At 75.8% G+C, this 18,828-nt stretch carries 20 protein-coding genes and 1 pseudogene; 6 read left to right on the plus strand and 15 right to left on the minus strand.

Features of this window, described 5'->3' with window-relative positions:
• Positions 1-64 precede the first annotated feature (64 nt).
• The 4 genes from ABZW14_RS23375 to ABZW14_RS23390 form a co-directional block, all read right to left on the minus strand.
• Positions 65-1,591 (minus strand): hypothetical protein, encoded by a 1,527-nt coding sequence (locus ABZW14_RS23375; RefSeq protein WP_355350204.1) that lies wholly within the window; start codon positions 1,589-1,591, stop codon positions 65-67.
• Between the two features lie 156 nt (positions 1,592-1,747).
• Entirely contained in the window at positions 1,748-2,710 is a 963-nt protein-coding gene (locus tag ABZW14_RS23380) for a sensor histidine kinase (protein ID WP_355350207.1), read from the minus strand.
• Positions 2,707-3,534, minus strand: a complete 828-nt coding sequence (locus tag ABZW14_RS23385) for an MEDS domain-containing protein (protein WP_355350210.1) — start codon at positions 3,532-3,534, stop codon at positions 2,707-2,709. Before ABZW14_RS23385 ends, ABZW14_RS23380 begins: the two co-directional genes overlap by 4 nt.
• Before the next feature lie 103 nt (positions 3,535-3,637).
• Entirely contained in the window at positions 3,638-4,741 is a 1,104-nt protein-coding gene (locus ABZW14_RS23390; RefSeq protein ID WP_355350213.1) for a hypothetical protein, read from the minus strand.
• A gap of 160 nt (positions 4,742-4,901) precedes the next feature.
• Here ABZW14_RS23390 and ABZW14_RS23395 point away from each other — a divergent pair, with 160 nt between their 5' ends.
• On the plus strand, positions 4,902-5,360 hold the full coding sequence (locus ABZW14_RS23395; protein ID WP_355350216.1) for a GNAT family N-acetyltransferase: 459 nt from the start codon (positions 4,902-4,904) through the stop codon (positions 5,358-5,360).
• 18 nt (positions 5,361-5,378) lie between these two features.
• Here the strand turns inward: ABZW14_RS23395 and ABZW14_RS23400 are convergent, their stop codons facing one another.
• The gene (locus ABZW14_RS23400) at positions 5,379-5,894 is read right to left on the minus strand and encodes a 2'-5' RNA ligase family protein (RefSeq protein WP_355350219.1); all 516 of its coding nucleotides are present in this window, start codon (positions 5,892-5,894) and stop codon (positions 5,379-5,381) included.
• An 86-nt stretch (positions 5,895-5,980) separates the two neighbouring features.
• Between ABZW14_RS23400 and ABZW14_RS23405 the strand changes: the two genes are divergently transcribed.
• On the plus strand, positions 5,981-6,490 hold the full coding sequence (locus ABZW14_RS23405; RefSeq protein WP_355350222.1) for a DinB family protein: 510 nt from the start codon (positions 5,981-5,983) through the stop codon (positions 6,488-6,490).
• On the opposite strand, the gene ABZW14_RS23410 is transcribed toward ABZW14_RS23405, so the two are convergent.
• Complete coding sequence (locus tag ABZW14_RS23410; protein ID WP_355350225.1) at positions 6,474-7,448, minus strand: glycoside hydrolase family 88 protein; 975 nt, start codon at positions 7,446-7,448, stop codon at positions 6,474-6,476. The genes ABZW14_RS23405 and ABZW14_RS23410 overlap by 17 nt on opposite strands.
• A gap of 148 nt (positions 7,449-7,596) precedes the next feature.
• Here ABZW14_RS23410 and ABZW14_RS23415 point away from each other — a divergent pair, with 148 nt between their 5' ends.
• Both ABZW14_RS23415 and ABZW14_RS23420 read left to right on the plus strand, forming a co-directional pair.
• Positions 7,597-7,980 (plus strand): SCP2 sterol-binding domain-containing protein, encoded by a 384-nt coding sequence (locus ABZW14_RS23415; protein ID WP_355350228.1) that lies wholly within the window; start codon positions 7,597-7,599, stop codon positions 7,978-7,980.
• Complete coding sequence (locus ABZW14_RS23420; RefSeq protein ID WP_355350231.1) at positions 7,977-10,064, plus strand: glycogen debranching N-terminal domain-containing protein; 2,088 nt, start codon at positions 7,977-7,979, stop codon at positions 10,062-10,064. Before ABZW14_RS23415 ends, ABZW14_RS23420 begins: the two co-directional genes overlap by 4 nt.
• Before the next feature lie 22 nt (positions 10,065-10,086).
• Here ABZW14_RS23420 and ABZW14_RS23425 read toward each other — a convergent pair whose 3' ends face one another.
• The 3 genes from ABZW14_RS23425 to ABZW14_RS23435 all read right to left on the minus strand — a co-directional run bounded on the left by ABZW14_RS23425 (position 10,087) and on the right by ABZW14_RS23435 (position 12,306).
• Positions 10,087-10,785, minus strand: a complete 699-nt coding sequence (locus tag ABZW14_RS23425) for a Pr6Pr family membrane protein (RefSeq protein ID WP_355350234.1) — start codon at positions 10,783-10,785, stop codon at positions 10,087-10,089.
• Between the two features lie 95 nt (positions 10,786-10,880).
• Positions 10,881-11,705, minus strand: coding sequence for a hypothetical protein (locus tag ABZW14_RS23430; RefSeq protein WP_355350237.1), 825 nt, complete (start codon positions 11,703-11,705; stop codon positions 10,881-10,883).
• A 94-nt stretch (positions 11,706-11,799) separates the two neighbouring features.
• Positions 11,800-12,306, minus strand: a complete 507-nt coding sequence (locus ABZW14_RS23435; RefSeq protein WP_355350240.1) for a DinB family protein — start codon at positions 12,304-12,306, stop codon at positions 11,800-11,802.
• A 118-nt stretch (positions 12,307-12,424) separates the two neighbouring features.
• Here ABZW14_RS23435 and ABZW14_RS23440 point away from each other — a divergent pair, with 118 nt between their 5' ends.
• Both ABZW14_RS23440 and ABZW14_RS23445 read left to right on the plus strand, forming a co-directional pair.
• Positions 12,425-13,315: a DUF72 domain-containing protein gene (locus tag ABZW14_RS23440; protein ID WP_355350243.1), complete on the plus strand. Its 891-nt coding sequence runs from the start codon at positions 12,425-12,427 to the stop codon at positions 13,313-13,315.
• Between the two features lie 60 nt (positions 13,316-13,375).
• Positions 13,376-13,579 (plus strand): GTPase activator, encoded by a 204-nt coding sequence (locus tag ABZW14_RS23445; protein WP_355350246.1) that lies wholly within the window; start codon positions 13,376-13,378, stop codon positions 13,577-13,579.
• Positions 13,580-13,641: 62 nt separating this feature from the next.
• Here the strand turns inward: ABZW14_RS23445 and ABZW14_RS23450 are convergent, their stop codons facing one another.
• The 6 genes and pseudogenes from ABZW14_RS23450 to ABZW14_RS23475 all read right to left on the minus strand — a co-directional run.
• The gene (locus ABZW14_RS23450; protein WP_355350252.1) at positions 13,642-14,271 is read right to left on the minus strand and encodes a hypothetical protein; all 630 of its coding nucleotides are present in this window, start codon (positions 14,269-14,271) and stop codon (positions 13,642-13,644) included.
• 130 nt (positions 14,272-14,401) lie between these two features.
• Entirely contained in the window at positions 14,402-15,259 is an 858-nt protein-coding gene (locus ABZW14_RS23455) for an alpha/beta fold hydrolase (protein ID WP_355350255.1), read from the minus strand.
• Positions 15,260-15,282: 23 nt separating this feature from the next.
• Positions 15,283-16,269 carry a glycosyltransferase family 9 protein gene (locus ABZW14_RS23460; RefSeq protein WP_355350258.1) on the minus strand — a complete coding sequence of 329 codons (987 nt, stop codon included), beginning with the start codon at positions 16,267-16,269 and terminating at the stop codon, positions 15,283-15,285.
• Positions 16,266-16,949 (minus strand): SDR family oxidoreductase, encoded by a 684-nt coding sequence (locus ABZW14_RS23465; protein WP_355350273.1) that lies wholly within the window; start codon positions 16,947-16,949, stop codon positions 16,266-16,268. Before ABZW14_RS23465 ends, ABZW14_RS23460 begins: the two co-directional genes overlap by 4 nt.
• Before the next feature lie 88 nt (positions 16,950-17,037).
• Complete coding sequence (locus tag ABZW14_RS23470) at positions 17,038-18,450, minus strand: PfkB family carbohydrate kinase (RefSeq protein ID WP_355350261.1); 1,413 nt, start codon at positions 18,448-18,450, stop codon at positions 17,038-17,040.
• Positions 18,447-18,828: pseudogene (locus ABZW14_RS23475) on the minus strand (phosphoheptose isomerase); the annotation flags it as partial. The pseudogene ABZW14_RS23475 and the gene ABZW14_RS23470, both read right to left, overlap by 4 nt.

The raw sequence follows: 18,828 nt of genomic DNA on the forward strand, positions 1-18,828 counted from the left end.
GGGAGGTGACCGGCTGATGCCCGCCGCCGGCCGCCGCGGAGGCGGGGCCGGCGGCGAGGACGGGTCAGGCGTTGGCGGGGACATCGCCGTCGGGGCCGGGCGCCGGCTCGCCGGTGACCTCCGCCTCGGGGGCGGGCCGCTGCGCCGGGGTGCGCACCGCGAACGCGTCGAAGCTCGGCCGGTCCAGGGAGGCCCGCTCCAGGAACGGCTCGGCGGTGGGCCGCTCGCCGTCGGCCCGCTCGTCGGGCTCCGCGTCCACCGGCACGGCCGGGGCGGCCACCGCGGCCGGCACCGCGGCCGGGGCGGGCACCACCACGGGGGTGGGCTCCGCGGGCGTTCCGGCGGGACGCGGCGCCACCATGGGGTACTCGGCCGTCTCCACACCGCCGGCGGCGGCCGCCATCACCGCCGCCGCGGCCAGGTCGGCGACCCGCTTGGCCTCCCGCTGCACCCGGGCCCGGGTCTCCTTCGCGTGCTGCTCGGCGAGATCCGCCGCCCGGCGCGCGTCCTCCAGCCGCTTGGTCTCCGCGGTCAGGTCCCGGCGTACGCCGATCAGCCGCTCCTCCAGCGCCGCGCCCTCCTGCTCGACCGTGGCGATGTCCCGGCGGGTCTGCTCCAGCTGCTGACCGACCGTCGCCAACTCGGCCTGGAGCTGCGTGAGCGCCTCCTGCCGCTGCTGGATCTCCTGCTGCACCGTGGCGAGCTGCTCCTGGTGCGCCGCGGTCTCGTCGTCGGCCCGCTCCCGCACCTCGGTGGCGTACTGCTGGGCCTCGGCGACCAGGGCGGCGATGTCGCGTTCGGCGGCGGCGGCCCGGTCGGCCAGCTCCTGCTCGGCCGCGGCCCGCTGCTCGTCCAGCTCGCGGGCCATCGTGGCCTGCCACTGGGCCAGTTCCTGCTGGGCCTTGCTCCGGTTGGCCTGCACCTCCTGCTGGATCTGGGTGCGCGCCGCCTTCACCAGCGCCTCGGACGCGGAGCGTGCCTGCTCGACCTGCTGGGCGCTCTGCTCGGCGATCCGCTTCGCCTCCTGCTGGGCCCGGTCGTGGGCGGCCTGGCCCTCGACGCGCAGCTTCTCCGTCAGCTCCCGGATCGCGGTCAGCTCCGCCTGCGCGGCGGTGTGCCGCTCCTCGTCCGCCTTCTCCTGCTCGGCCCGGCGGTTGGACAGCTCCTCGGCCAGCTCGCGCCGCTCCCGGTCCGCCTCGTCGCGCGCGGCGGCCAGCACCTTCTCCGCCTGCGCCTGGAGCTCGGCGGCGCGCTTGGTGGCCGTCTCGGTGATCTGCCCGGACTGCTTCTCGGCCAGGTCGAGGATCTGGTCGACCATCGGGCCGAGGTCCCGGAAGGACGCCCGGTCCACCTGCGTCGGGCGCTGCCGCAGCTCGGCGGCCTCGGCCTGCGCCCGCTGCGCCTGCGCGGTCAGCTCCCGCACCTGGGCGTACGCGCGGTCCCGGTCGGCCGTCACGGCGGTCAGCTCGCCGTCCATCTGCTCGACGTACCGGTCCACCTGGCGTTTGTCGTAGCCGCGCAGCGCCGGGTCGAACCTCGGCCGCGCGGACACGTCGTCGTGGGGTGCGAACGGTTCCTCGCCGTTGGACATGCGCCATCCTCCGTCGGTTCGCCAGCGCCAGGCCGGCGGATGACCGCCCCGCAGGGCATGATGAGGCGCAACGGTACCGCCGTCGGCGCGCGGGTTCCGCCCCGCCCCGCCCCCGAGCGCGGCCGCGGGTCCACCCGGGCCGGTGGACGGTCCGACTCAGACCGGGAAGTACGGGTTTCCGGCGGTCAGGCGGACGGTGAAGCCGTCGGCGTCCCGGTGCAGCGTCACGTGGTTGCACGACTGGTGGCTGATCCACAGGCCGAGGCCGCCGGCGGCGCCGTTGCCCGCGGGCAGCAGCCCGGCGTAGGGGTCGGTGGGGCCGCTGCCCCCGTCGTGCACGGTCACCACCATCCGGTCCGGCGCGCACCACAGCCGCATCCGCACCGGCGGCACGCCGTGCCGCAGCGCGTTGCTCACCACCTCGCTGACCGACACGACCAGGTCGTCGAGATGGTCGGCCGGGAGCTGGCCCCGGTGTGCGGCGCGTACCGCGTCGCGTGCCCCGGCCGGGCTCGGGTCGACCAGCTCGACCGCCGGTGCCGTCCGCTGCACCGGGTCGGGCAGGATCAGGCGCTGCTCGGCCAGGTAGGTCGCCGGCTCGGTGTAGCCGTCGGTCGGCACGTGGCTGCCGTCCGGCATCGCCACCCGGGGATGGGTCCGCAACACGTCCGCCAGCACCCTGGGCGCGGCGGTCCGGGTGTCGTACGCGCACATGCTCCAGAGCGGGAAGTCGTCGTAGGCGTGGTTGATGGCCGACTCGTAGCGCGCCCACCAGTCCCAGGTGGCGCCGAGCACGGCCGGTGGCAGCTCGCCGATTATCCGGATCTGCCGGGCGCCGTCGGCGACGTACGAGCCCAGCAGCTTCCGGTAGGCGCGGATGGCGGCGGTCGGGCGGGCGTAGAGGTCGCCGCCGGGCAGGAAGGTGACCGCGGCGCCGGTGGGCAGGGCCCGGCGGACCAGTTCGGCGTTGCGCCCGCCGACGCCCACGACCGTCGGCTCCCCGGCCTCGATCCCGCCGAGCAGGAAGGGCAGCACGACGGCCAGGAGGTGCTCGTCGGAGTCGTAGAGGACCGCCTCGTGGTAGTAGCCCACGTGACCGGCGCCGGCTCCCGTCCTCATCGGACCACCTCCACCCGCACCTCGGCCAGGTCGAGCAGCTCGACGAGTCGCGCCGCGGCCGAGCGCGAGGTGCGCACCACGGCGGTGGCGTCGTGCCGGCGCGCGTGGTCGCGCAGGTGCAGCAGGCAGCGGTGGTCGACGAAGCGCAGCCCGGTCGCCTCGAGCACGAGCCGGCCGCCGACCGGTCGCGGGTCGGCCCGGTCCAGCGCGGCGGCGAAGAGCAGGTGGTTGGACGGGTCCAGCTCGCCGCCGAGCTCGACGACCGCGTCCCCGCCACCGGCGTGCAGCCGGAACAGCACCCCGGCGTTGGTCTCGGGGTGCATGCAGGCCAGCTCGGCGATCGCCGCGTCGGTCAGCTCCCGGCGGTCGTAGGCGCAGACGGCCGACATCGGCTGCCGGCGCATCCAGCGGTCGATGAGGTGCTCGTAGCGGGCGAACGCCGCCCGCTGCGCGGCGGAGCGCACCAGGGTGGTCGCCTCGGCCACCACCCGCAGGCCGGTGTAGCCGGCGGCCAGCGCCTCGCGGGTGGCCGCCGCGTAGGCCCGGACCTGCTTCTCCGGGTCGACGATCTCATCGTGGCGGTAGGCCTGCTCGACCGGGACCAGCCGGAGCGCGCGCCGGCTCAGCGCGTCGTCGAGACCGGGGAGGCGCGCCAGCCGGTCGGCCAGGGAGTCGGGGTCGCCGGGACCGACCAGCCAGACCTGCTCGCCGGCCGCGAGGCCCGCGGCCAGGTGGGCGACCGCCCGGGCGTTCAGCGCCGCCGGGTCGCCGTAGGCCAGGCAGACGTGACCATACGTCGTCGACGGCGCGCTCGCGCTGGTCACTCCGGCTGCCTCACGGGCGTCAGTCTAGGCCCACCCGGCGCCGGGGGCCTTCCGGCCGCCTGGCGCCCCGGCCCCGTGGGCCGGCACCGGGCCGGGGCGGGCGTCAGGCGAACTGGAGGTTCCGCCAGGCGGTCGACTCCAGCGGCGGATCGCCCAGCTCGTACTCGGCCCAGTTGTTCCAGTAGGCGACCGCGTCCACGTCGTTCTGCTGCCGCAGCCAGGTCACGTGGTCCCGCATGGCCTGCGCCCGGCCCGCCCCGGTGGCGTCGGCCGTGGTGCGGACCAGGCCGTACTCGGGCACCAGCAGCCGGATCCCCGGGTACGCGGCCCGCACCTTGCCGAACGCCACCCCGAACATCCGCGACGCCGGCCAGTACGTCGCGGTGTCCCGCGAGTAGCAGTCCACGCCGTAGTGGGTCATGCCCGGGTAGCCCCAGTCGGCCGGGTCGCCCCGCCCCTCGTCGAGCCAGTAGCGGGTGACGATCGGGCCGTGCCCGAGGACCCAGCGCCGGTTCCGGTGGGCGGCGACGATCTGCGCCACCCGCGTCGCGGTGGTCCGGTACGTCGTCGGCGTCACGTCGCCCATCGGCTCGTGGTACCAGGTGAGGTAGACCGGCCGGTTCAGGCCGTCCAGCCAGCCGGTCAGCTGCTCGACGTCGTCCTTCCAGGACACGTGCATGACGGCCGACGGGGCGTCGACGAACTTGCCGGCGTTCAGCGGGGGCAGCTCCGGCAGGGCGTCCGCGTCGCCGCCGTCCGTGCCGAAGTCGCGCATGTAGCGGATGCCCGGGTACTCGGCCACCACCCGCTGCGTCCGCGCACCCTTCTCGGTGCTCATCCCGAGCAGCAGCGGCACGGTCAGGGTGGTGGCGGCGGTGCCGGTCCGGCCCGCGGCGTCCCCGGCCGTGGCGGTCAGCGTGACCGTGCCCCGGCCGGCCAGCACGGTCACCGTGAAGCGGGCCGGATCGCCGGGGTACGGCGTGACGGTCACGCCGGGCGAGGCGCTGCCGAGCTGCACGGTCATCGGCACGCTGAGATCCACCCGGACGGGGCCGTCCCAGGCCGCGCCGGTGGGGTCGCTGACCCGGCCGGAGAGGGTCAGCAGCCGCGAGTCGGGATGGTAGGCGTCCACCCGGACGGTCGTGGACTGACCGGGCAGCAGGACGGTGGGGTCGGCGGTGACGGAACGGATGACGGGTGCGGCCATGGGATGCCTCCAGGCGTGCTCGTAGGCGCTCCGGCCGCACGTCCTCGGGTGGCCAGGACGGCTCTGACCTGCTCTTTTACCAGCTTGCGTCGCTCCGTCGGCATCGCCATCAGCGGCGGCAGATGGCGCAAAACCCGGTCCGGTGGGCATCCTGTACGGCGTGCCGATCACCGTACGTGAGCTGACCGGGGCGGACTGGCCGCGGCTGTGGCCGATGCTGCGCGACATGGGCGTCGGCGATGAGCCGGCCGAGGTCCACCGGGAGCGGTTCCTGGTGCTGCTCGCCGACCCGCGCTGGGCGCTGCTCGGCGCGGTCGACGACGACGGGCTGAGCGGGTACGCCGCCGCCCAGGACCACGGGCCGCACCTGCGCTCCGGCGACGCGCACCGCACCGTGCGCCTGCACGACCTGCACGTACGCTCGGACCGGCGCCGGCGCGGCGTGGGCCGCGCGTTGCTGACGGCGGTGCCGGAGTGGGCGGCCGGTCGGGCCCGCCACCTGGAGTGGCAGGCAAACCGGGAGCGGGCGGCGCCCTTCTACGAGCGGCTCGGCCACCGCGGCGATCCCTGCCCGCAGCCCGACTACCCCACCTTCCTGGTCGACTTCGGGCCGCGCTGACCCCTGCGACGGGCGAGGTCAGCCGAGCGGATGGGAGATGCCGCGGGCGTGGTCGGTCACGGCGGCGCCGACCACGGTGGCGCTGAGCGGCAGCACCTCCAGGCAGCGGCGCACCGCCGCGGCCATCAACGCGTTCGGCACCCGCATGGACAGCGTGCAGTGCGGCACCCAGCGGCCCGGCTGGTAGTGCTCGACCAGCCCGATGCCGGCCCGGGCCAGCCGCTCGTGCACCGCGCCGTGGTGGGCGAGCAACTCCGGTGTGGGGGCCGGACCGAGCCACAGCACCCGCCCCACGAACTGCCCGGCGTGCTGGAACTCCAGCCGCAGCGGGGCGGCGACCACCATCCCGGCCAGCGCCTCGGCGACCCGGTGCGGGTCGAGGCGCGGCGCGACCGCCAGCGAGACGTGCGGCCGGTGCCGCTGCTCCAGCAGCGACTTCATGCTCTGCACGCCCTCGGACTCCAACGCGTCCCAGAGCACCCGGATCCGCCGGGTGGCGTCGGTGTCGAGATACAGCTCCAGCGCCGCGACCACGCGATCACCCTAAGGGGGTGAGGTTTGCCGCCCGGCCTGGGCGGTACTGCCTCCGGTGGCACCGACGGTGGAGGAGCGTGGGACCCGTGGACGTGAACGACCTGCTGACCGACGCGTACGGCCGGCTGCCCGACCTGGTGGCGGGAGCGCTCGATGGGCTGAGCCCGGACCAGCTGCGACAGGCGCCGGCCGCCGGGGCGAATTCGGTGGCCTGGCTGGTGTGGCACCTCACCCGGCTCCAGGACCACCACGTCAGCGACGCCATGGGGGAGCAGCAGCTGTGGATCGGCGGTGACTGGGCGGGGCGCTGCGGGCTGACCGCCGACCCGGACGACACCGGATACGGGTACGGCCCCGAGCAGGTCGCCCGCGTGCGGCCGGAGGACGGCGGGGTGCTGCTCGACTACCACCGGGCGGTGGTGGACCGGACCCTGGCGTACCTGCGCGGGCTGCGCCCGGCCGACCTGGACCGGGTGGTCGACGAGAACTGGGACCCGCCGGTCACCCTCGGGGTGCGGCTGGTGAGCGTGCTGGACGACGATCTCCAGCACGTCGGCCAGGCCGCCTACGTGCGCGGGCTCATCCAGCGGGGCTGACGGCCGCCCGGGCGCGGCGCAGCGCGGCGTGCCCGAGCAGGTGGAACGCCTGTGCCTCCGGGGAGGTGCCCGGGCCGGTGAAGTCCGGCGCGCCGCTGACCCCGGTCACCCGCCCGTGGCGGTCCACCCGCAGGCCGGCGGCCGCCAGCAGCTCTGCGCCGGTGCCCAGCCACGACGCCGGCAGCCAGCCGTCGGCCACCCCGGTCAGTGCCGCGTACCCGAGGAGCTGGGCGGTGTTCGCCTCCCGGAACGAGCGGGGATCGTCGAGCACGTCGGGAAAGAGCCCGTCGTCCGTCCGGTACGCCAGGCAGGCGTCCAGCACCGTGCGAGCGTGCCCGGCCAGCTCGGCACGGGCCCCGGCCGGCCAGTCCGGCGCGAGGCACAGCGCCCGGGCGATCCCGGCCACCACCCAGCCGTTGCCGGTGCCCCAGGGGCGCGGGTGGTCCAGCTCGTCCCGGTCCTCGTCCCAGCGGGCCGCGTAGAGGCCGGTGCGGGGATCGAACAACCGGCGCCGGTGCCCGTCGACCTGAGCGGCGGCCAGGTCCGTCCGGCCGGTCAGCGCTAGCAGCGGCACCACCATGTAGACCGTGTCCGCCCAGACCTGGCGGCTGTCGAGCAGGTGGAACAGGGTCCCGTCGGCGGCCCGGGGCGCCCGGGTGACCAGCCAGTCGAGCTGCGCGTCCAGCGCGGCGGCGTAGCGCGGGTCCCCGTCGGTCGCGGCCGCGTGGCGGACCGCCTCGCCGCAGGCAGCGCCGTTGACCGCCCCGGCCTCGCCGGACACGTCGCCGAGCCGCCCGTCCGGGTGCTGGCGGGTCACTGCCGCGTCGGCGACCAGCAGGGCCAGCTCGCCGAGCCCGAGGTCCAGCAGGGCGTGCCCGGTCACCCCCTGCTCCCACGACTGGCGCTGCATGGCCAGCAGCGCGGCGAGCACGCGGTCGGCCGCGGCGTCCCCGGTCATCCCCATTCCTCCGCAGTACCCGAGTTCCGCCCGGCGCACCAGCCCGGCTCACCCGGACGAGGTGAGTTGGGTTCACCCGACCGGCGGGGATGCTGCGGGAGCAGACGGACCGGCGGGGAGCCGCAACCACGGACACGGGGAGGGACCGATGAGCGCCTCGGCGGCGGAGCATCTGGCCCGGCAGGTCGCCGGCCCGCATCCGGACCTGCCGGAGACCACCACCGGCACGATGCGCCTGGACCTGCGTGAGGGTGCGCGCACCGAGCACTGGTACCTGACCATCTGCCACCAGGAGGTCCGGGTGGATCGCCTGGCGGAGGACGCCGACCTGGTGGTCCGCGCCGACCGAGAGGTGTTCGACCGGATCGCCGCCGGCCGGTTGAACCCGGCTGCGGCGCTGCTGCGCAACGACCTGACGGCGCAGGGCAACCTGCGGCTGCTGCTGACGCTGCGCCGCCTCTTTCCGGGCCCGTCCGGCGCCCGGCACCCGCGTGAGGTGGCCGGCGGTCGCAACCGGGTGGAGACGCGATGAAGCAGGAACTGGTCAACGTCCTCGCCGGCAACGCGTTCGCGCTCAGCGACGCGCAGGGCGACATGGAGGTCGACCCGTACGCTCCGATCGGCCTGTTCTCGTTCGACACCCGCTTCCTGTCCCAGTGGGTGCTCACCATCGACGGGGAGCGGCTGCATGCCCTGTCCCGGGACGAGCTGGCCTACTACGAGACCCGGTTCGTGCTGGTCCCCGGCGCCGCCAGCCACTACGTGGACGCCGACGTCTCGGTGATCCGGCACCGGTCCATCGACGACAGCTTCAACGAGCGGCTCACCGTGCTCAACCACTCCGCCGAGCCCGCCGATTTCACCGTGCGGATGGAGATCGGCAGCGACTTCGCCGACACTTCCGAGATCCTCCGGCCCGGGCCGCGCCGGCCACGGGTCGTCGCCGACGCGGCGCACCAGCAGCTGCGGATCTGCTACGAGCGGGGTCGGTTCGCCCGGGAGACCGTCGTCTCCAGCACCGCGCCCGTGGAGGTCGACCAGCGGGGCATGACCTTCCGGATCCGGGTCGCCCCGGACGGCGAGTGGCACACCGACCTGCACATCGCGATGATCATCCGCGGTGCCGGCGGACAGGACCTGCGGTCCAGCCTGGAGTCCCACCGCCAGCACGTCCATCACGACATGCCGGAGGACCTGGCCCGCTGGTTCGACCACGCGCCGCAGCTGATCGCCGAACGGGAGTCCCTGACGTCGGCGTACCGGCAGGCGCTGACCGACCTGGCCTCCCTGCGGTACGCGCCGCTGTCGTACGCCGAGCGGGTGCCGGTGGGCGGGCTGCCCTGGGCCATGGCGCTGTACGGCCGGGACGCCATGCTCACCTGTCTGGAGACCCTGCCGTTCACCCCGGAGCTGACCCCGGCGACGCTGCGCCTGCTCGCGCTGCTCCAGGGTGGACAGCTCGACGACTATCACGACGAGGAGCCCGGGAAGATCCTGGCCGAGCTGCGCTACGGCGAGGCCGCCGCCTTCGGCGAGCAGCCCACCGCGTTCTACTACGGTGCCGCCGACACCACCCCGCTGTTCGTGATCCTGCTCGACGAGTACGAGCGCTGGACCGGCGACGCCGAACTCGTCCGGCAGTTGCGCCACCCGGCCCGGATGGCGCTGGACTGGCTCGACGAGTACGGCGACCCGTACGGCGACGGCTACCTGCGCTACCAGCCGCGCAACACGGTCAACGGGCTGGCCAACCAGACCTGGCGGAACTCGCCGGAGGCCATCATCGACCGGCACGCCGTCGAGCCGCCGTACCCCCGGGCGACCTGCGAGTTGCAGGGCTACGCGTACGACGCGAAGATCCGGGGCGCCCGCCTGGCCCGGGAGGTCTGGGGCGACCCCGGCTACGCCGACCGGCTCGAAGCCGAGGCAGCGCGGCTGCGGGAGCGGTTCAACCGGGACTTCTGGCTGCCGGACCGGGGCTACTACGCGCTCGCGCTCACCCCCGGCGGGGAGCCGGTCGACGCGCTCACCTCCCACCTCGGGCACCTGCTGTGGAGCGGGATCGTCGAGCCGGAGCGGGCCGACGCGGTCGCCACGCACCTGCTCGGCCCCGAACTCTTCTCCGGCTGGGGGGTGCGCACCTATGCCGCCGGGCAGCGGCCGTACAACCCGGTCGGCGCGCACCTCGGCGCGGTCTGGCCGTCGGACAACGCGTTCATCGCGGCGGGCCTGCGCCGCTACGGGTACGACGCCGAGGCGGCCGAGGTCGCGGCCGGCATCCTCGCGGTGGCGGAGACGCTCGGCGGGTCGGTGCCGGAGGTGATCGCCGGCTACCCGCGCGAGATCACCAAGTACCCGGTCCAGCTGCCGGCGGCCGGCCGGCCGCAGTCGTGGGCCTCCGGTGGCCTGCTCATGCTGCTCGCCACCATACTCGGGCTGCGCCCCTGCGGGGAGAACCTGCTGGCGGACCCGCACATCCCCGACGGGTATGGCCGGCTCGAGCTGCTGGACGTGCCGGGGCGCTGGGGGCGGGCCGACGCCTACGGCCGCGACCGCACCACGGGCCGGCGGGTCCGGATCGGCGGGCCGGCCGGCGAGCGGCGTACCTACGGGTGACCGGCACCCCGGCCGACCCCGGTCAGCGGGGCCCGGCCGCACTCTCCTCCGGCGCGGCGGCCGGCACCGGGGCCGGCTCGACCGGCACGTCGCGGGCGCGCCGGGCCAGCCCCCGGTCGACGCCGACGAAAAGGATCCCGAGCAGCCAGAACGTGACGGCGAAGAAGAGCGCGCTGAGCCCCACGCCCCCGTAGCCGAGCTGGCCGACGTCCAGGAACGGGTACGGGTAGCGGTGCACGACCAGCCCTCGCACCAGGGCGAACCCGAGGTAGGCGACCGGGAATGCCAGCCACCAGGCCGCGTACCGCGGGCGCAGCCGGCCCCGCCGGTCGAACAGCGCCCAGTCGGCGATCGCCAGCAGCGGCACCACGGTGTGCAGGAACTGGTTGCCCCAACACTCGCCCGGCTCCCGGTGCGGCTGAACCATCGCGAACGGGCTCGCCGGGTTGGCCAGCACGAGGTGGTAGACCGTGCCGGTGATGGTGATGTAGAGGGTCACGGCGCCCTTGAGCGCGCTCGGCGGCTCCGGGCAGCCCTGCCAGGCCCGCCAGGCGGCGTACCCGGCGAAGACGCCGACAGCCACGTTGCTCTGGATGGTGAAGTACGGCAGCAGGCCGGTCACCGTGGCCGGGCCGAGCGCGGTGAGCACGATGCCGGCCACCACGCCGAGCACGACGGCCAGGCGGAAGGGGATCGCCAGTCGGCGACGCCGCGGGGTCACCGGGGCACGCTACCAGCCCGTCCGCCGCCGATCGCCGGTCCGAGCGGCCGGCTGGGCGGCCCGGACAGATACCGCGCTGGTGCCGGCCCCGACGGTCACCCTGAGCGCACGGAGGGGTGGACCGAGGCGGGTATCTGCGCCGGCCGGTTCTCCGGATGGATGGTCGTCGCGAGACCGGCCGTCGGGCTGCTGGGCGTGGGCTCCGGGGGGCCGGTGACGCGGGTGCTGGGCCTGGTGCTGGTCCCTTGCGTCGGATCTTCGCTCGGCTGCGGTTTGGTCGGGTCGGTGCCGGAGCTGGTCGGCTTGCCCTTCCCGTGGAGCAGCGCGTCGCAGTAGCCGGGTACCTTCTCCGGACCGCCGGCGGCTGCGACCAGGGCGGCGAAGGGAGGCGCCTCCAGGGCATGCCCCCGGTCGGCGTTCTTCTTCGCCCGGTAGGCGGTGCACAGCCCGGCGATCCCGGACGGACTGCCCGGCCGGTCGGTCGGGGCGGCGCTCGGGGTGGCCGGGTGGCTCGGGCCGGCCGTCGGCGTGGCCGGCCCGCCGGTGCCGGCACCGGGGGAGGGCGTGAGCGGCGCGCCTCCACCGCCGCCCAGCGGCCCCGGCAGGTTGCCGGTGACGGCGGCCAGGGCCACCCCGCCGGTGGCGGCGGCGAGCACGGCGGCCAGGGCGAGCTTGGCGCCGAGCAGGCCGGCGTGCAGCCGTCGCGGGGGACGGGACACCGGGACCGGAACGGCGTCGCCGGCCCGGGCCCGGCGGAACGCCTGGACGGCGGCCCCCTCGCCGCTGAGTTCCTGCGGATGGGGATCGGCGCGGACAGCCGCGAGGAACCGGACGAGCGCCTGCGGCCCGTCCAGCTCGTCGGTGACCGGACCGACGAGCAGCCGCTCGACGGTCTCCTGGTCCATCCGGTGTCCGTTCATCTCGTGTCCCTCAGCGCCGCCACCGGTCGTGGCGTCACACGCGAGGCCCGCCGCGCGCCCCGCTCGGCGGGTGAGATCGGTCACCAGCGCCGGGTCAGCCCATGGTCTTCGCCCCGTCGATCGACTCGCGGATGATGTCGGCGTGCCCGGCGTGCTGCCCGGTTTCGGCGATGAGATGCAGCAGCACCCGGCGCACCGTCCAGCTGGCGCCCGGCTCGAACCAGGGAGCGCTCGGCAGCGGATGCGCGGCGTCGAGGTCGAGCGTGGCGATCAGGCCGTCGGTCTCGGCGGCCACCCGGTCGAACTCGGCGAGCAGCCCGGCCAGCGTCTCGCCCGGGAGCATCCGGAAGTGGCCGGCCCAGTCGACCGGCTCGCGCTGCATCGCCTCGGCGCCGCCCACGGCGAACCGCATCCACCGGTGCTCGGTGAGTGCCACGTGCTTGATCAGGCCGCCGAGGCACAGCTCGCTGGCCGTGCTTCGGCGTGCGGCCTGCTCGTCGTCGAGCCCCGCCACGGTCTGCCGGAGGAAGCCACGGCGCAGCTGGAGGGCGGCGAGCAGATCGGCCCGCTCGCCGGTGAGGACCTGGTCGGTGGTGCCCATGCCGCCGCCTTTCGCTGGAGGACGGGGACACCGTACGACCCGCCACCGACACTTCTCCGGCTCCACACCGGACGTCCCCGAGTTGCCGTTTCGTCCCGATCGCGGTGCACTGAATTACATGGGTGTCATCAAGGTGGGCACGTCCTCCTGGGCCGACCAGATGCTGGTCCGCTCGGGCTGGTATCCCCGCGCGGTCAACACCCCGGCCGGCCGGCTCGGCTGGTACGCCGAACGGTTCGGCCTGGTCGAGGTGGACACCTCGTACTACGCGATCCCGGCGCCGGAGACCGCCGCGGGCTGGGCGGCCGCCACCCCGCCGGGCTTCACCTTCGATGTCAAGGCGTTCCGCCTCTTCACCGGCCACCACACCCCGGTCGACGCGCTGCCGCGGGAGCTGCGACCGGCCGGCGGTCCGAGCCGGATCCGCTGGCGGGACCTGTCCGCCGGGGCGTACGACGCGCTCTGGGACCGATTCCACGCGGCGCTGGCGCCGCTCGCGGCGGCCGACCGGCTCGGCGCCGTGCTGCTGCAGTTCCCGCCCTGGCTGGCCCGCGGTGACGCGGCCCGGCGGCGGATCCTGTCCGTGGCACGGCGGTGCCGGCCCTGGCCGGTCACCGTCGAGCTGCGGCACTCCTCCTGGTTCAGCGAGGACGCCGTGGTGGACACCGTGACCTTCCTGCGCGAGCACGGTCTCGGGTACGTCTGCGTGGACATGCCGCAGGGGCACGAATCCTCGGTGCCGCCGATCCTCGTCGCCACCGCCGACCTCGCGGTGGTGCGGTTCCACGGGCACAGCACCGCCTGGGAGAGCGGCGACAAGCAGGAGAAGTTCCGCTACGCCTACGGCGAGGAGGAGCTGCGGCGCTGGTCCGTGCTGCTGGGCGAGCTCGCCGACCAGTGCGCCGAGCTGCACGTGCTGCTGAACAACTGCTGCGGCGACCAGGCCCAGCGGGACGCCGCCCGGCTCGCCGCACTGCTCGGCGTCGCGCCCGCCGCCACGCCCGCCTGAGGTTTCCGCCGGCACCCCCCGGGTACCGGCGGTGCCGAGGACCGACAGCGAGGGGGACGCGTGGACGAGCGGCGGGACGAGCCCGGCGGCCTGACCCGGGACGACCGGGATCCCCGGGCGATCCGGGAGGCCGAGGAGGCGCACGGCGGCAGCATGGCACCGGGCGTGGTGGACGACACCGGGCACCCGGTGGCCGAACCTCCCGTGCCGGACAACGAGCCGTCGACGCTGGGCCGGCCGGGGGAGGACGGCACCGGCTCCTGATCCGACGACCGACGACCGACGCCCGGGGCGCTGATGCGCCCCGGGCGTCGATTCGCTGCGGGTCACCTGCCTGCCATGGCCATCGGTCGCTTGGACGCGGCCATCCCGGCCATCTTGCCGATCGCCATCGGGGCACCGGCCAGCCCTCCGGCACGGCCGATCAGGCCCCGGAACACCTGTCCGGGCTTCTGCTGCTCGCCCATGTACGCGGACACCACCACCAGGGCGCCGGTCATGGCCGGGATCGCCCACTGGAGCAGCTTCATCTGCCGCTGTGAGGAGGCGACGTTCGCGGGTGTCTGGTAGCTCGGCTGGGTGGCCCCCGCGACGGGCGGCCCGCCCGCCTTCTGCAGGCGCATGCCGAGCAGCCGGCTGTAGCCGGTCACCGCCAGCGCGCCGACGGTCAGCGCGGTCTTGATCGTGCTCATCTTCCCCACGCCCGACTGGGCCGCCACGCGTGGACTCTCCGTGATCAGCTCGCCGACCGCGCCGGCCAGGTGCGCGCCGATCGCGGCCGCGTTGACCGGGGTCCATCGCGCCCAGCCGGCCGAGGCGACCGGCAGCCGCTGGGTCGAGTCGTCGATCTTTGTCGCCGCGCCGTTGACGCCGAGCGCGCCCATCAGTGAGCCGCCGAACCAGGCCGCCAGGCCCAGGTCGTGCATCGAGCGCAAAGCGGTGTGCCGTTCGGACATCTGATCCCCCTTCGCCGTGTTCGGGCGGTGCGGCTTACCCACCTTCGGCGAACCTACGCACCGTCTTCCGGCGACCGGCCGCCTCGTCCCTGACGCGGCGGCGACGGATCAGCGCGCGGCGGCGACGGAATCAGCGGGGCGGAAGCGCGGCGGCGAAGGCGGCGACCCGGACGGCCAGCGGGGCGGCGGCGCGTACCCAGGTGAAGTGGTCCAGCGGACCACCCGCCTCGGCGACGGTGTAGCGGTGCCGGGTCACGGGGGCGGCGGCGAGCTTGCCGCAGAGGTGGTCCAGCGTCTCGTGCGGCGTGTACTGGTCGTCGTCGACGCTGACCGCGAGCACCGGGGTGCGGACCTGCCGGACCGCCGCCTCCGCGTCGACCCCGTCGAGCACCGGGAAGCGCCCGGTCCGCGCCGTGTACGCCCAGTCCCGGATCACCCCGCGGGCCTGCCGCCCGCCGAACCCCCAGCCCGGCCAGACGCCGATCAGCCGGGCGACCGCCGCGATGCCCTGGGTGTACGGCAGCACGCCCCAGCCGCGCCGCCCCGGGTACCCGCGCCACCAGGGGATGCCCACCGCCACCAGGGCCAGCCCGTCCACCCGGTCGGCGTCGTGCAGCGCCTGGTGGAGCACGGCGACCTGCCCGCCGAGCGAGTGCCCGAGCAGCAGCCGCGTCCGGCCGTCCAGCCGGGGCTTGAGCGCGTCGAGCACCGCGCCGACGTCGGTGGCCAGCTCGGCGTAGCCGTACCGGCAGCCGCGGGAGGGCGCGGGGGTGCTCTCGCCGGTGCCCCGCAGGTCGGCCACGACGGGGGCGAGGCCGGCGTCGCGCAGCGCGGTGGCGAACGGCCGGTAGTAGCGGGCGCGGACGCCCATGGCGGGCCAGATCACCACCACGGGCGCACCGGGCGGTCCGTCGGGCTCCGGGTAGACCTGGACGCCGATGCGCGCCCCGTCGACGTCCACGAACTCCTGCGTGTACTCCCCGCTCACCGGGTCAGCCTACGGTGGCGAGGCTACCGGCGGGTAGCAAGGGGTGGGCCGGCCGTCTGGACCGGGATCCGGGTCCCGGCCACCGACCGCGCGGCCGCGCTCACCCGGTCCACGGCCGCCAGCACCGCCGGCACGTCCAGCTCGGCCAGCGCGGGATGCACCGCCGGGCCGTCCCCGCCCGGGCGCGGCCCGGCCCACAGCGCCTCGTGCCACGGCCGGTCCGGCGGCGGCCCCCACGCGGCGGGCGGCACCGGGCCGAACAGCAGCACCGACGGGGTGGCGTAGGCGGTGGCCAGATGACCGGTGCCGGTGTCCCCGCACAGCACCAGGCGGGCGTGGGCGACCAGGGCGGCCAGCTCGCCCACGTCGGTCTTGCCGGCCAGTACCGCGTCGGCCGGCAAGCCGGCCCGCCGGGCCACGGCGGCGGCGAGGTCCCGCTCGGCGGCACTGCCGGTGACCACCACCCGGTGGCCCCGCCCGGCCAGCTCCCGGGCCACCGCCGCGAAACGCTCCGCGGGCCAGCGCCGCCGCGCCGCCTTGGCGCCCGGGTGCACGATCGTCACGCCGGTCGGCAGCCCGCCCGGCCCGGGGCGGCGCAGCGCCAGGTCGGTGCGGTCGGCGGGGATGCCGTACCAGCCGAGCATCCGGCACCACCGGTCCACCTCGTGCTCCTCGGCCCGCCAGGGCGGACCGTCGCGCCAGCCGGCCTCCGCGTTGGCGAAGGCCAGCAGCCGTCCCGGCCGGACCTCCGCGAGCATCCGGTGCGACTGCGGGCCCCGGCCGTGCAGGTTGACGGCCACCGCGGGCGGCGGGCCGGACCACCCGAGGTGACCCAGCCCGTCCGCGAAGACCTGCCGGTCCACGCCGCCCACCAGCTCGACGAGCGGGGAGAGCCAGCGCGGCGCGACCAGCGCCAGCTCGCCGCCGGGGTACGCGGCACGCAGTGCGCGCAGCGCCGGCACCCCGGTGGCGAGGTCACCGACGCCGAGCGCGCGGAGCACGAGGATCACGGGTACGAGGACTCCTGCTCGGCGCAGACCACCAGCTCGCGTACGGCGCAGCCGGGCGGCTGGGAGAGCGCGAACAGGACCGCCTCGGCGGTGTCGGCCGGGTCGTTGAGGATCGCGTCCGGGCCGGGCTTGTACCGCTCGTCCCGTTCGTCGAAGAACGCCGTCCGCATCCCGCCCGGGATCAGCAGCGTGACGCCCACCGACCCGGCCAGCTCGGCGGCGAGCGCCCGGGTGAAGCCGACCACCCCGAACTTCGCGGCGCAGTACGCGGTCGCGTCGCTGACCGCCTTGACGCCCAGCGTGGACGCCACGGTCACCACCGTGCCGTGTGCCCGCTCCAGGTGCGGCAGTGCGGCACGGATCACCGCGGCGGTGCCGAGCAGGTTGATCGTCACGATCCGGTCCCAGGTCCCGCCGTCGACGTCGGCCAGCCGGCCGGGCACGTCCATGCCGGCGGCGGTCACCACGCCGTCGAGGCCGCCGGCCTGCTCGGCGAGCTGCCGGGTGGCCGCCTCGGCGGCCCGGGTGTCGGCCAGGTCGCACTCGACCCACGGCACCCCGTCGGCCGGCGCCTGCCGGTCCAGCACGTACGGCCGCCCGCCGGCCTTGGCCACCGCGGTCACCACCGCCGCGCCCAGCCCGCTCGACCCGCCGGTCACGAGGACCGCCCGCCCGTTCAGATCCCTGCTCATGCCGGCACTCCGCTTCGCTCCGTGCCGTCCTGAGGCACCAGTGCACTGCGTTGACGATTCGCTCGCTGACGCTCGCTCATACCGCTCCCTTGACGAGGTGGAGGCCGCGCTGGCGCGCGGCCGAGATGGTGCCGGTGGTGGACCGCCCGGCCAGGAAGGGCACGGTGACGACCCGCCCGCCCCAGCGGCGCACCAGCTCCGCCTCGGGCAGCTCGGGCGCGCCGTCGCCGGCGTAGTCGCCGCCCTTCACCCAGACGTCCGGGCGGAGCCGGGCGAGCACCTGGTGCGGGGTGGGCTCGTCGAAGACCACCACCGCGTCGACGCAGTCCAGGGCGGCCAGCAGCCGCACCCGGTCCGCTTCCGGGTTGACCGGGCGCTCGGGCCCCTTGAGACCCCGGACGCTGCGGTCGGAGTTGAGGCAGACCACCAGGCAGTCGCCAAGGCGGCGGGCGGCCTGGAGGGTGGCCAGGTGACCGGCGTGCAGGATGTCGAAGCAGCCGCCGGTGGCCACCACCGTGCCGCCGTCGGCGCGTACCGTCGCGGTCAGTTCCTCGGCGGTGCGCGCGGCCGACACGGGCCCCGGCTGCTCGGGCGCCCGGTGCAGGCCGGCCGCCCCACCCGCGGCCACGTACGCGGACGCGGCCTCCACCGCCGCCTGCACCGCCTCGGTGACCGACGCGCCGTCGGCCAGCGCCAGCGCGGCGGTGGCGGCGAACCGGTCCCCGGCGCCGCAGGTGTCCCCGACGTGTTCCAGGGTGGACGGCGGCGGCACGACCAGCGGCGCGCTGCCGGAGTGGCACAGCACCGCCCCGTCCGGACCGGTGGTCACCGCGACCGCGCCCGCCCGCCACCGGCGGCGCAGCTCCTGCCCGGCCCGGGTGGCGGTGGAGAGCGCCGAACCGGCCCCGGCGTCGCCGGTGAGCTGCCGCAGCTCGGCCAGGTTCGGGGTGGCCAGCCGGGCCCCGGGCACCGCGGCCGGGCCGCGCGGGTGCGGGTCCCAGACCACCGGGGCGGTGGCGTCGGCCAGCGCCGCCCGCAGCGTCGGCTGCCGGAGCAGCCCGCGACCGTAGTCGCTCACCAGGACGGCCCGGGCCCGGGACAGCAGCTCCAGCACCGCCTCCGGCGGCTCGCCCGGCGGCTGGGGTTCACCGCCCCGGTCCAGCCGGAGCAGGGTCTGCCCACCGGCGCGGAGCCGGATCTTCTCGGCCGTGGCGCCGGGCAGCGGGATCGGGTAGACCTCGATCCCCGCCCCGGTCAGCAGGTCCGCCAGCCGGGCCCCGCCGGCGTCGTCGGCCAGCCCGGTCACCAGCGCCACCTCGGTCTCCTGCGCGGCGGCGAGCAGCGCGGCCAGCCCGGCCCCGCCCGGCCGCTCGCTGGCGGTCCGTTCGTCGAGCACCGGCACGGGCGCGTCCGGGGCGACCCGGCCGACCACGCCGGTGACGTCCCGGTCCAGCAGCGCGTCGCCGACCACGACCAGCGGGCGGGTCACGAGCGCACCAATCCGGTGCCCGTGGACCCGTGCCCGTTGGCGCCGTGCCCGTTGGTCGGGTGTCCGTTGGCGCCGTCCCGGCCGGTGCCGGCGGTAACGGGTGGCGGTGCCCAGCGCGCGAAGGTGCCGGCCCGGGGCGCGGGGACGGACGCGGTCGGCAGCTGCCGGATCAGCGGCAGCGCCTGGTCGACGTACTCGCACAGCAGGTGCGTGGAGACCAGGTGCAGCTCCTGCACCACCTGGCTGTCCGGGGATGGCACGGCGAGCGCGTCGTGGCACCGGTCGGCGAGCGGGTTGGGGGCGGGGCCGGTGAAGGCCCAGCAGCGCAGGCCGGTGTCGTGGCCGGCCTGGGCGGCGGTGAGGAGGTTGGTGCTGGTG

The organism is Micromonospora sp. NPDC004551, from assembly GCF_040609975.1.
GTDB lineage: Bacteria > Actinomycetota > Actinomycetes > Mycobacteriales > Micromonosporaceae > Micromonospora.

Bases quoted from the DNA above. Each gene is read 5' to 3' on its own strand.
- ABZW14_RS23375 (WP_355350204.1), bottom strand. From the start codon at position 1,591: ATGTCCAACGGCGAGGAACCGTTCGCACCCCACGACGACGTGTCCGCG.
- ABZW14_RS23380 (WP_355350207.1), bottom strand. From the start codon at position 2,710: ATGAGGACGGGAGCCGGCGCCGGTCACGTGGGCTACTACCACGAGGCG.
- ABZW14_RS23390 (WP_355350213.1), bottom strand. From the start codon at position 4,741: ATGGCCGCACCCGTCATCCGTTCCGTCACCGCCGACCCCACCGTCCTG.
- ABZW14_RS23410 (WP_355350225.1), bottom strand. From the start codon at position 7,448: ATGACCGGGGACGCCGCGGCCGACCGCGTGCTCGCCGCGCTGCTGGCC.
- ABZW14_RS23415 (WP_355350228.1), top strand. From the start codon at position 7,597: ATGAGCGCCTCGGCGGCGGAGCATCTGGCCCGGCAGGTCGCCGGCCCG.
- ABZW14_RS23420 (WP_355350231.1), top strand. From the start codon at position 7,977: ATGAAGCAGGAACTGGTCAACGTCCTCGCCGGCAACGCGTTCGCGCTC.
- ABZW14_RS23430 (WP_355350237.1), bottom strand. From the start codon at position 11,705: ATGAACGGACACCGGATGGACCAGGAGACCGTCGAGCGGCTGCTCGTC.
- ABZW14_RS23435 (WP_355350240.1), bottom strand. From the start codon at position 12,306: ATGGGCACCACCGACCAGGTCCTCACCGGCGAGCGGGCCGATCTGCTC.
- ABZW14_RS23440 (WP_355350243.1), top strand. From the start codon at position 12,425: ATGGGTGTCATCAAGGTGGGCACGTCCTCCTGGGCCGACCAGATGCTG.
- ABZW14_RS23450 (WP_355350252.1), bottom strand. From the start codon at position 14,271: ATGTCCGAACGGCACACCGCTTTGCGCTCGATGCACGACCTGGGCCTG.